Source organism: Streptomyces sp. P17 (assembly GCF_032436805.1).
GTDB lineage: Bacteria > Actinomycetota > Actinomycetes > Streptomycetales > Streptomycetaceae > Streptomyces.
In genome coordinates this window covers 24,516-35,830 of the sequence record NZ_JAVRBF010000040.1, presented here as the reverse complement: position 1 = coordinate 35,830, position 11,315 = coordinate 24,516, and the positions used below count along the sequence as shown (strand labels likewise).

At 71.0% G+C, this 11,315-nt stretch carries 11 protein-coding genes; 7 read left to right on the top strand and 4 right to left on the bottom strand.

The window, feature by feature from the left end:
- Both RMT89_RS25010 and RMT89_RS25005 read right to left on the bottom strand, forming a co-directional pair.
- The gene (locus RMT89_RS25010; RefSeq protein WP_315886035.1) at window positions 1-984 is read right to left on the bottom strand and encodes an aldo/keto reductase; all 984 of its coding nucleotides are present in this window, start codon (window positions 982-984) and stop codon (window positions 1-3) included.
- A gap of 4 nt (window positions 985-988) precedes the next feature.
- Entirely contained in the window at window positions 989-2,227 is a 1,239-nt protein-coding gene (locus RMT89_RS25005; protein ID WP_315886034.1) for an FAD-dependent monooxygenase, read from the bottom strand.
- A 345-nt stretch (window positions 2,228-2,572) separates the two neighbouring features.
- On the opposite strand from RMT89_RS25005, the gene RMT89_RS25000 reads away from it, so the two are divergent.
- Window positions 2,573-2,947 (top strand): apotyrosinase chaperone MelC1, encoded by a 375-nt coding sequence (locus RMT89_RS25000; protein WP_315886033.1) that lies wholly within the window; start codon window positions 2,573-2,575, stop codon window positions 2,945-2,947.
- Window positions 2,948-2,981: 34 nt separating this feature from the next.
- Window positions 2,982-3,803 carry a tyrosinase MelC2 gene (locus tag RMT89_RS24995; RefSeq protein ID WP_315886032.1) on the top strand — a complete coding sequence of 274 codons (822 nt, stop codon included), beginning with the start codon at window positions 2,982-2,984 and terminating at the stop codon, window positions 3,801-3,803.
- Here the strand turns inward: RMT89_RS24995 and RMT89_RS24990 are convergent.
- On the bottom strand, window positions 3,782-4,474 hold the full coding sequence (locus RMT89_RS24990) for a ribonuclease H (protein WP_315886031.1): 693 nt from the start codon (window positions 4,472-4,474) through the stop codon (window positions 3,782-3,784). The genes RMT89_RS24995 and RMT89_RS24990 overlap by 22 nt on opposite strands.
- Window positions 4,475-4,509: 35 nt before the next feature.
- Entirely contained in the window at window positions 4,510-5,310 is an 801-nt protein-coding gene (locus tag RMT89_RS24985; protein WP_315886030.1) for a VOC family protein, read from the bottom strand.
- Between the two features lie 146 nt (window positions 5,311-5,456).
- Here RMT89_RS24985 and RMT89_RS24980 point away from each other — a divergent pair, with 146 nt between their 5' ends.
- The 5 genes from RMT89_RS24980 (at window position 5,457) to RMT89_RS24960 (ending at window position 11,167) form a co-directional block, all read left to right on the top strand.
- Entirely contained in the window at window positions 5,457-6,464 is a 1,008-nt protein-coding gene (locus tag RMT89_RS24980) for a zinc-binding alcohol dehydrogenase family protein (protein ID WP_315886076.1), read from the top strand.
- A gap of 278 nt (window positions 6,465-6,742) precedes the next feature.
- Window positions 6,743-8,176: a family 2B encapsulin nanocompartment shell protein gene (locus RMT89_RS24975; protein ID WP_315886029.1), complete on the top strand. Its 1,434-nt coding sequence runs from the start codon at window positions 6,743-6,745 to the stop codon at window positions 8,174-8,176.
- A 17-nt stretch (window positions 8,177-8,193) separates the two neighbouring features.
- Window positions 8,194-9,237 (top strand): family 2 encapsulin nanocompartment cargo protein terpene cyclase, encoded by a 1,044-nt coding sequence (locus RMT89_RS24970; RefSeq protein ID WP_315886028.1) that lies wholly within the window; start codon window positions 8,194-8,196, stop codon window positions 9,235-9,237.
- Window positions 9,238-9,282: 45 nt separating this feature from the next.
- Window positions 9,283-10,158, top strand: a complete 876-nt coding sequence (locus tag RMT89_RS24965) for a geranyl diphosphate 2-C-methyltransferase (protein ID WP_315886027.1) — start codon at window positions 9,283-9,285, stop codon at window positions 10,156-10,158.
- Window positions 10,159-10,261: 103 nt separating this feature from the next.
- Complete coding sequence (locus RMT89_RS24960) at window positions 10,262-11,167, top strand: SGNH/GDSL hydrolase family protein (protein WP_315886026.1); 906 nt, start codon at window positions 10,262-10,264, stop codon at window positions 11,165-11,167.
- The last annotated feature ends 148 nt before the right edge of the window (window positions 11,168-11,315 follow it).

Here is an 11,315-nt window from a genome sequence, read left to right as displayed (position 1 = left end):
CTACCAGCGCCCCTCCACCTGCCCCTTGATCCGCCGCTCGTACAGCTCCCGGATCGCGGTGAGTGTCTGCTCGGTCAGCTCCGGCAGGGACGCCGCGGCCGCGTTGGCGCGGGCCTGTTCCGGGGAGCGGGCGCCGGGGATCACCGTGGTCACTCCGGACTGCTGGATGATCCAGCGCAGGGCGAGCTGGGCGGGGGTGTATCCGGCCGGGGCGAGGGCGGAGAACTCGGCGGCGGCCTCGACGCCGGTTGTGTAGTCCACGCCGGAGAAGGTCTCGCCGACGTCGAAGGACTCGCCGTGCCGGTTGTAGGTGCGGTGGTCGTTCTCGGGGAAGACGGTGTCCTTGGTGTACTTGCCGGACAGCAGGCCGGAGGCGAGCGGGACGCGGGCGATGATGCCGACGCCCGCCTCCTGGGCGGCGGGCAGGACCTCGTGGAGGGGCTTCATGCGGAAGGCGTTGAGGATGATCTGCACGCTCGCCACGCCGGGGCGGGCGATCGCGGTGAGGGCCTCCTCGCAGGTCTCCACGCTCACGCCGTACGCGGCGACGCGCTCCTCGGCGACGAGGGTGTCCAGGGCGTCGAACACCTCGTCGGTGGAGTAGACGGGCGTCGGCGGGCAGTGCAGCTGCACGAGGTCGATCCGGTCGACGCCGAGGTTGCGGCGGGAACGGTCGTTCCAGGCACGGAAGTTGTCCAGGACGTAGTTCTCCGGGATCTGGTCGGCCCGGCGGCCCATCTTGGTGGCGACCATGACATGCAGATCGGGCCTGCCGCGCAGGAAGGTGGCGATGGTCTCCTCGCTGCGGCCGTCGCCGTAGACGTCCGCGGTGTCGAAGAAGGTCACGCCCGCCTCGGCCGCCGCCTCCAGCACCGCGAGGGCTTCCTTGTCGTCCACGTCGCCCCAGTCGGCACCCAGTTGCCAGGTGCCGAGACCGACCACGGACGCGTGCTGCTGAGACCTGCCGAATGTGCGCTCGTCCATGGCGTCAGTCTGTCATCCGCGGAGCGCTCCGCTCGCCCGAGGCCAGCGCCCGCGCGTGGACCGTGCGCGCCACCTTCGGCCCCAGCCAGCGCTTGAACCGGCGCAGCGCCTCCAGCCGTCCCGCCGCCTTGTCGAGGCGGTAGTAGAGCTGGGGCGGGATGTACGGCAGCAGGGGCGAGTGGCGCTGGCCGAGCAGGACGAACATGTGCTCGGGGGGCAGCTGGATGTAGCGGGGCAGGTTCTCGTACCACTGGGCGCTGTAGCGGGCGGCGCTCTGGATGGGGAGCAGGGCCTGCTTGCGCTCCCGTTCGTACTGGGCGAGGGCTCGCGGCAGGGCGGTGTGCTCGCGCAGCGCTCCGGCCAGCGCGATGGCGTCCTCCAGGGCGAGGGTGGTGCCGGCGCCGATGGAGTAGTGGGTGGTGTGGGCGGCGTCGCCGAGCAGGACGAGGTTGTCGTGGTACCAGGTGCGGTTGGTCAGGGTGCGGAAGTTCAGCCAGGGGGAGCTGCCGTCGGCCGGTGACCGGCCGATCAGGGCGTGGCCGTCCAGGGTGTCGGCGAACAGCTTCTCCAGCAGGGCGAGGCTTTCCGCCTCGTCGGCGTGGTCGAGGCCGAGGCCGGTGAAGGTCTCGGGGGCGCATTCGACGACGCAGGTGCTGCGGTCGGGGCCGAAGCCGTAGCCGTAGGCCCAGATCCAGCCGTGGTCGCTCTCCACGAAGGCGAAGGTGAAGGCGTCGAAGACCTTGGTGGTGCCGAGCCAGATGTAGTGGTTGCGGCCGGGCCTGAGCTCGCTGCCGAAGTGGCCGGCGTGGCGGGTGCGCAGGGCGCTGTGGACGCCGTCGCTCGCGACGACCAGGTCGGCTCCGGCGGGCGGGTCGGCCGCGTCGATCTCGTGCTCGTACTCCAGGCGGACACCGAGGGAGCGGGCGCGTGCGGCGAGGAGTTCCAGCAGCCGGTGGCGGCCGATCCCGAAGCCCTCGTCGCCGCTGTGACGGGTGGTCAGGTCCCTTACCCGGGCGATGCCTTCGCTCCACTTGACCGAGTGGTCGGCGATGGCGCGTGCCGACTCGGGGTCGTGGGCGTGGAGCTTGTCGAGCAGTCCGCGCCAGTAGGTGACGCCCCAGCCGTATGTCGAGCCCTCCCGGTTGCGCTCGTGGACGGTGATGTCGTGGGAGGGGTCCTGCAGCTTCAGCAGGATCGAGAGGTACAGGCCTGCGGGCCCGCCTCCGACACAGTCGACCTTCACGCGCACCCCTTGGAATCACTCAATGCGATCATTTCGATACGGAGAGTAGCAGCGCGGGTCCTCGCGATCCGACTTCCGGATCGCGTCAGTTTCCGGGCGTGCCCCAGACCACGAGCGGCACACCCGTCCGCGAAACACCACCCGATTCAGGGCTCCCGGGAGTAGGAATTGCCCGTTCCGGGGGAGACGCCGCCACCAGGGCGGCAAGATCACCTTCGTTCAATCTTGCATGACATGTGGGTAATTGTCTGGATCGTAGCCAACCACTCCTGAGGGATTTCTCCAGGTCTCGCTGCTCCCGATAGGCATGCGGAGTCAACTGCCGAACCGAACCGGGAGATCCGTATGCCGGAACTCAGCCGTCGCCGCGCGCTCACCGCCGCGGCCGCCCTCGCCGCCGCCTCCGGAGCCGCCACGCTCGCCGCCCCCGCCGCCCCCGCCGCCGGCCAGCCCGGCTCCTCCCCCGCGCCCTTCGACGAGGTCTACAAGGGCCGCCGCATACAGGGCCGGGCCCGCTCGGGCGGCGGGCACGACAACCATCACGGCGGGGATTACGCGGTGTTCGTCGACGGCGTGGAACTGCATGTGATGCGCAACGCCGACGGCACCTGGATCAGCGTCGTCAGCCACTACGACCCGGTGACCACCCCGCGCGCCTGCGCGCGTGCCGCGGTCGACGAGCTCCGGGGCGCCGCGCTGCTGCCGTTCCCCGCCAACTGACCCGCCCCTCACGCACTTTCGGGAGCCCTCGCACATGACCGTCCGCAAGAACCAGGCGAACCTGACCGCCGACGAGAAGCGCCGCTTCGTCGCCGCCGTCGTGGAGCTCAAGCGCACCGGCCGCTACGACGAGTTCGTCACCACACACAACGCCTTCATCGTGTCGGACACCGACAACGGCGAGCGCACGGGGCACCGTTCGCCGTCCTTCCTGCCCTGGCACCGCAGATTCCTGCTCGGCTTCGAGCGCGCCCTGCAGGAGGTGGACGCCTCGGTCGCGCTGCCGTACTGGGACTGGACCGCCGACCGCACGGCGCGTGCCTCGCTGTGGGCGCCGGACTTCCTCGGCGGCACCGGGCGGAGCCTGGACGGGCGGGTGATGGACGGTCCGTTCGCCGCCTCGACCGGCAACTGGCCGATCAACGTCCGTATAGACGGCCGTACTTATCTGCGCCGGGCCCTCGGCGGCGGCCGTCAGCTGCCGACCCGGGCCGAGGTGGACTCCGTACTGGCCATGGAGACGTATGACATGGCGCCCTGGAACAGCGGCTCGGACGGGTTCCGCAACCATCTGGAGGGGTGGCGCGGGGTCAATCTGCACAACCGGGTGCATGTGTGGGTCGGCGGGCAGATGGCGACCGGGGTCTCGCCGAACGACCCGGTGTTCTGGCTGCACCACGCGTTCGTGGACAAGCTGTGGGCGGACTGGCAGCGGCGCCACCCCGGCTCCGCCTACCTCCCGGCCGCGGGCACGCCCGATGTCGTCGACCTCGACGACACGATGAAGCCGTGGAACGATGTGCGGCCCGCCGATCTGCTGGACCACACCCCGCACTACACGTTCGACGCCGCCTGATCCCGGCACTCCGGGTGGCCCCAGCCCTGCGCGTTCTTGGTGATGGGCTCGCCCGCCGCGTAGGAGCGGCCGCACAGACAGCGGCCGGGGAACTTCGCCTTGATCGTGCGCGAGGAGGAACCGCCGGCGGTCTTCTTGGCGGCCGTGGGGCGGCGGCGCGGCGCCTTGGCGGGGGTGTCCGGGGAGGGCGGCGGCTCGGGCGAGCCGAGGTCGCTGCCCGCGGGCTCCTGGACGATGGCCGCCTGGCTGGCGGCGCGGTCGGCGAAGTCGTTGAGCTTGTCGCCGTCGACCTGGTGGGCGGGCACATAGCGGAACTCGACCTCGCGGCCGGCCAGGAGCTCGTCGATGCGTACGACGAGCTCCTGGTTGGCGACCGGCTTGCCGGCCGAGGTCTTCCAGCCGTTGCGCTTCCAGCCGGGCAGCCACGTGGTGACGGCCTTCATGGCGTACTGGGAGTCCATCCGGACCTCCAGCGGTACGCCGGGGTCGGTCGCCGCCAACAGCCGCTCAAGCGCGGTGAGTTCCGCGATGTTGTTGGTGGCCTTGCCGAGCGGTCCGGCTTCCCAGCGGGCCGGCGTCTCACTCTCGTCGGCGACGACCCAGGCCCAGCCCGCGGGTCCGGGGTTTCCCTTCGAAGCACCGTCGCACGCGGCCACTACTCGTTCACGCATGTGCCGATCATGCCATGGGCCGAAGGGGTGGCCGCTCAGACGTCGGTGAGCTTGGGCATCTCGCCCTCGGTGGAGGTGACGTCGATCACCGAGAAGTTCGCGCCCTGCGGGTCGCTGAGGGCCGCGAACCGGCCGAAGGGGCTGTCCATCGGCCCGAACCGCAGCACCCCGCCGAGCTTGGTGGCCTTCGACACGGCCTCGTCGCAGTCGGCGACGGAGAAGTAGACGTTGATGTACGGCGGTACCTCGGGCGGGAACTCCTCGGTCATCCTCATCCGGCCGAGGACGGGGGCGTCGGAGACGTTGAAGATCCGGAAGTCGACCCCGTCGTCCTCCATCTGCTGCGCGGTGTACCGCGTGAAGACGGCGGGGAAGAAGGCGTCGGACTTCTCCGGCTCACGGGTGAAGACCTCGGCCCAGCAGAACGCGCCGGGCTGCTCGGGCGGCGCCTCGAAGCCCTCGTGGGTGCCCGCCTGCCAGACGCCGAAGACGACGCCGCTCGGGTCGCGGGCCAGGCACATGGTGCCGAAGTCGCCGACCTGCATCGGCTCCATCAGCACCTCGCCGCCGCTCTCCCGGATCCGGCTCGCGGTGGTGGCGACGTCCGGGGAGGCGAAGTAGAGGCACCACTGGGACTGGCCCTCCTGCCCGGGCATGGGCGGGACGACGGCGGCGACCGCCTTGCCGTCCGCGTAGGCCTGGGTGTAGTTGCCGAACTCCGACGCCTCCTCGCCGAAGGTCCAGCCGAGGACGTCGCCGTAGAAGCTCTTGGCTCCCTCGACGTCACTGAACATCGCGTCGGCCCAACAGGGGGTTCCCTCTGGCTGAACGGCCATGACTGCGGCCTCTCCGATCGGTGCGGTTGGTCCGCTTCCACACGCTAGCCATCCCCGCCGCGAACCGCGCGCCGAACGACGCGCTCTGTTCCAGACTGGGAGAAAACGGTGCCGGCGGGACGGGGAGCGCGATGACGGACGGGACGATGCGCGCGTGGTCGGTGAGCACGCCGGGGCCGGTCGAGGCGGGGGCGCTGCGGTGCGTCGAGAAGCCGGTGCCGGTGCCGGCGGCTGACGAACTGCTGGTGCGGGTGCGGGCGTGCGGGGTGTGCCGCACCGACCTGCACGTCACGGAGGGTGACCTCCCGGTGCACCGGCCGGGGGTGACGCCCGGGCACGAGGTCGTCGGAGTCGTCGCCGGGCTCGGCGCTGAGGTCAGCGGCTTCGCGCTCGGCGACCGGGTCGGGGTGGCCTGGCTGCGGCGGACGGACGGCACCTGCGCTTATTGCCTGCGCGGTGCGGAGAACCTGTGCCCCGCCTCGCGGTACACGGGCTGGGACGCGGACGGCGGCTACGCGGAGTACACGACCGTACCGGCCGCCTTCGCCCACCCGCTCCCCGGGAACCTGGACGACGTGGCGCTCGCGCCCCTGTTGTGCGCCGGGATCATCGGCTATCGGGCGCTGCGCCGATCGGCTCTCCCGCCGGGCGGGCGGCTCGGTCTGTACGGCTTCGGCGGCAGCGCGCACCTGTGCGCCCAGGTGGCGCTGGCGGAGGGCGCCCGGGTACATGTCCTGACCCGGGGTGCGGCGGCGGGGCGGCTGGCGCTGGAGCTGGGGGCGGCGTCGGCGGGCGACGCGCACGAGCCGCCGCCGGAGCCGCTGGACAGCGCCATCCTGTTCGCCCCGGCCGGAGACCTCGTCCCGGTGGCGCTGCGGGCGCTGGACCGCGGCGGAGTTCTCGCGGTCGCCGGGATCCACCTCACCGACATCCCACCGCTGCACTACGAGAGCGAGCTGTTCTACGAGAGGGAACTGCGCACTGTCACCTCCAGCACCCGGGAGGACGCGCGCGAGTTCCTCGCCCTCGCCGCCCGGCACGGCGTGCGCGCGACCACGCACACCTATCCGCTGGCCCGGGCCGTCGAGGCGCTGCGGGACCTCAAGTGCGGCCGGTTCGACGGAGCCGCGGTGCTGGTGAACGAGGTGATCTGACCGCGCGCGCGGTGACGCGCGCACGGCCCGTTCGCTCCCCGCGCGCCGCCCGTCCGGGCGATGTCGACCGGCGTGCGATCACACGCGCTTTCGCAGTCCACCCCGATCGGGCGGTTTGCACATCCGGCGCGTGAACCCGCCCCCTTCACGCCGTTCCCGGGTCTCACCGCCGCTGTTTGCCTTGTGTACAGGCAGCGCGTGCTGTCCACCCCGCGCCACGAGGTTGCCGTCTCACCGACCACACCGCTCACCCCTGAATCACCCTCCAGGGAGGGACTGTGTCCGCACCCGAAAGCGCCGCCAATCCCGCCGTCGACGACCCCGCCACCACCGCTCCCCCGTTCACCAGCCTCAGCACGCAGGCGGCCCGACAACTCACCACGACCACCAAGTCCGAACCCCAGATGCAGGCCATCACCTCACGATGGCTGCTGAAGTCGCTGCCCTGGGTCGACGTCAGGGGCGGCGCCTACCGCGTCAACCGGCGTCTGCAACTGCGCATCGGCCGCGGGCGAGTGCAGTTCGAACAGAACGGCGCCGACGACGTCAAGGTCATCCCCGAGACGCTCACCGAACTGCCGGTACTGCGCGGCTACTCCGACACCGAGGTTCTCAAGCAGGTCGCCGCCCGCTTCCAGGTCCGCGAAGTGCGGGCGGGGCAGGTGCTGTTCGAGGCGGGGCAGCCGGTCACCGAGGCCTACCTCGTCGTGCACGGCCGCTTCACCCGCTTCACCGCCGGCAAGTACGGCGAGGAGGAGGTCATCGGCGTCGTCACCGACGGCGAGGGCATGGGCGACGAGGCCGTCGGCCGCGCCGACCCGCTCTGGCTCACCTCGGTGCGGGCGGAGACGGCGGGCATCGTCCTGGTGCTGCCCTGGGACACGCTCAGGGAGCACGTCGACCGCGCCCCTTCGCTCGCCGCGCATCTGGAGGCCTACGCGCAGCGGCAGAGCAAGCCGATGAACCGCAAGGGCGAGGCCGATGTGCCGGTCCAGGCGGGCCATGTGGGCGAGCCGGTGCTGCCCGGCGGCTTCGTCGACTACGAACTCGCCCCGCGCGAGTACGAGTTGTCCCTCACCCAGACCGTGCTGCGGGTGCACACCCGGGTCGCCGACCTCTACAACGACCCGATGGACCAGACCGAGCAGCAACTGCGGCTCACCATCGAGGAGATCCGCGAGCGTCAGGAGTGGGAACTGGTCAACAACCGCGAGTTCGGGCTGCTCCACAGCACCGCCTACGACCAGCGCATCAGCACCTTCGCCGGACCGCCGACCCCGGACGACCTGGACGAGCTGCTGTCGATGCGCCGCAAGACCCGGCTCTTCCTCGCCCATCCGAAGGCCATCGCGGCCTTCTTCCGGCAGTGCAACCGGCGCGGCCTGGTGCCGGGCACCGTGACCGTCGAGGGCCACGAGGTCCCCGCCTGGCGGGGCGTGCCGCTCTTCCCGTGCGGGAAGATCCCGATCGGTCCGCAGCACACCACCAGCATCATCGCGCTGCGCACCGGCGAGGCCGACCAGGGGGTGGTCGGCCTGTACCAGACCGGCATCCCCGAGGAGTACCAGCCGGGCCTGAACGTGCGGTTCATGGGCATCGACGACAGCGCGATCCTGCGCTACCTCGTCACCGCCTACTACTCCATGGCGATCCTCGTGCCGGATGCCGCCGGGATCCTGGAGAACGTCCAGATCGGCCGGACCGCCGACTGAACAGGTGGAGTACGTCGATGAGCACTCCCTCGTTCCGGGCGCCCGGCCCGCCGAGCCTCGCCCGCTCCGTCGGGGCCCGGCGCGGCGGGGCCGTACCCGGCCTGCTGTACCGGCCGGCGGTCCCGGCCGATCCCGAGAAGGTGAAGGAGGTCGATCTGCGCCTTGAGGCATGGGCGCGCGGTCTGGATCTGTTCCCCAAGGCGTGGTCGGGCGACTTCGCCGGGTTCCAGTTCGGCCGGGCGGTGGTGCTCCAGCATCCCGGCGCCGCCGATCTGGAACGCCTCACCGCCGCCGGCAAGCTGCTGCTCGCCGAGAACGTCGTCGACAGCTGCTACTGCGAGGTCTCCGAAGGCCGGGGCGCCTCGGCGCGCGGCCTGGGCGGACGGCTGGTCATCGCCCAGTCGGCCCTCGATCCGTACCACGGCACCCCCGAGCTGGAGGAGCAGTGGCGGCTCGGCGTCCAGGCGGACGGCCCGCTGCGCTCGTACCACTGGGCGCTGAAGGACTACGCCGCCTTCGCCACCCCCAGCCAGACCGACCGGTTCGTGCACGACATCGCCCGACTGCACCTGGGGTATCTGGGCGAGGCGGCCTGGGCGGAGACCGCGTACATGCCGCGGGTGTGGGAGTACCTGACGATGCGGCAGTTCAACAACTTCCGGCCCTGTCTGTCGCTGGTCGACGCCGTGGACGGCTACGAACTGCCCGAGGCGGTCTACGCCCGCCCCGAGATCCAGCGGGTGACGGCGCTGGCCTGCAACGCCACCACGATCGTCAATGACCTCTACTCGTTCACCAAGGAGCTGGCGAGCGACCCGACGCATCTGAACCTGCCCGTGGTCGTCGCCGCCAACGAGCGGTGCGGGCTGAAGGCCGCCTATCTGGAGGCCGTCGAGATCCACAACCGGATCATGGCGGCCTTCGAGGAGGAGGCCGCGGCCGTCTCCGCCCTCTCACCCCTCGTCGAGCGCTACACCGAGGGCCTCGCGGCCTGGGTCTCCGGCAACCACGAGTGGCACGCCACCAACACCCACCGCTACCACCTGCCCGACTACTGGTAAGCCCCCACCCTGACGAGATGTCAGAAGTACCAGGAGGAACCCGCGTTGAGCTTCACCGACGTCGGCACCACCACCGCACCGGTGCCGCCCCAGTCCACGTACCAGAACCGTGTGGCGGACTACTGGAACGCCGAGGAGAACCCGGTCAACCTCGAACTCGGAAAGATCGACGACCTCTATCACCACCACTACGGCGTCGGTGACGTCGACTGGTCGGTGCTGGAGGGGTCCGATGCCGAGCTCCGCCAGGAGCGGATCACCGCCGAACTGCACCGCCTCGAACACGCCCAGGCCGAGCTGCTCGCCGCCCGGCTCGGGCCCCTGTCCGGCGCCGACCGTGTCTTCGACGCCGGCTGCGGACGCGGCGGCGGCAGTGTCGTGGCGCACCTGCGCTACGGCTGCGCCGCCGACGGAGTCACGATCTCCGCCAAGCAGGCCGAGTTCGCGAATGAGCAGGCCCGCAACCGGGGTATCGACGACAGCGTCCGCTACCACTGCCGCGACATGCTCGACACCGGTTTCCCCTCCGGTGCGTTCGCGGCCTCGTGGAACAACGAGTCCACCATGTACGTCGAGCTCGACCTGCTGTTCGCCGAGCATGCCCGGCTGCTGCGCCGCGGCGGACGCTATGTGGTGATCACCGGCTGCTACAACGACACCTACGGGCGCGCCTCCCGTGAGGTGTCCCTCATCAACGCCCACTACATCTGCGACATCCACCCCCGCTCGGCGTACTTCCGGGCGATGGCCCGCAACCGGCTCGTACCGGTCCATGTGCAGGACCTGACCGCGGCGACCCTCCCCTACTGGGAGTTGCGCCGCCAGGCCGAGCACCTGGTCACCGGTATCGAGGACACGTTCCTGACCGCGTACCGCAACGGCAGCTTCCAGTACCTGCTGATCGCGGCCGACCGGGTGTGAAACGCGCCAGACCCGCGGAGTGTGGTGACGCGAGTCTTCCCCCCGTCGCGCTGCTGTGCTTGCCTGGGGAGCCGTTTTCGGGGTCCGGGGCGGGAGTTGCCGCATGCGCAAGGCATGGATGGCGGGGTTGCTGCTCACCGTGTCAGTGCTCGGCGGGTGCGGGGATCCGACGTCGGGGGCCGAACAGGCGCCCGCGCCCGAGGTGCCGAGGGCGTCGGCCACCACGCAGCAGCGGGCGCCCGCTTCTCCGAGCGCCGCCGCCGTGAAGGCACCGAGGGTGCTCTACCTCGGGGACTCACTCGCGATGGAGGCCCAGAAGGTGCTCGGGAGCGAGCTCCGCCGGGAGTTGCGCGCCACCTACACCAGCGCCCCGTACTCGGGCACCACACCCTGCGACTACCTGGAGGGCACCGGAGAGCAGTCCCTGGTCCCGGACGCGGACAAGGCCGCCGCGCTCGTGCGTGCGTGGCGGCCGGACTTCGTGGTGCTCCAGTTCTGGGGCAATGCCTGGGGCTATACGCCGTGCATGGACGGCATCACTCATGACGCCGATCCCCGGACGTACTTCGCCCGGTACACGGCCGACCTCAAGAAGCTGACCGAGCAGATCGTCACGGCCGGCGGGGAGCGGCGCCCGCGGATCGTGTGGGTGCTCCAGGGGCCGGATCCGATCACCCCCGACCGGGTCCGCAAGGTGAACGACCTGTACGAGCGGCAAGCCGGCGCCTCGGGCGACCTCGTCGCGGACGCCGGGCGGACGGTGAGCGCCGACGGGGCCCGCTACACCTGGGTGCGGTATCTGCCGTGCACGGCGTACGAGCGCGAGCATCCCGGCTACTGCACCGAGCCGGGCAGCGGCCGTACCGCCCTGCACCGCGACGACGACTATCTGCACTTCTGTCTGGCGCCGACCACCTCGACCCCGAGGCCGTGCCCGGTCCGGTCGCCCGGCATCCTGCGGATGGCGCGGGAGGTCACCCGGTTGATCGGCGACCGTCTCGGCGGCTAGGGGGTGTTTTGAAAGTCCCGCACAGCACCCACGGCGCCCGGCACGCACCCTCGCCGCACCGGCCAAAGACCCAAGTACGTCCAGTACGAGGGCCTTCGTCCGGCACGCCGAGGGCACGCACCGAACACCGCGGGCACCGCACAGGACT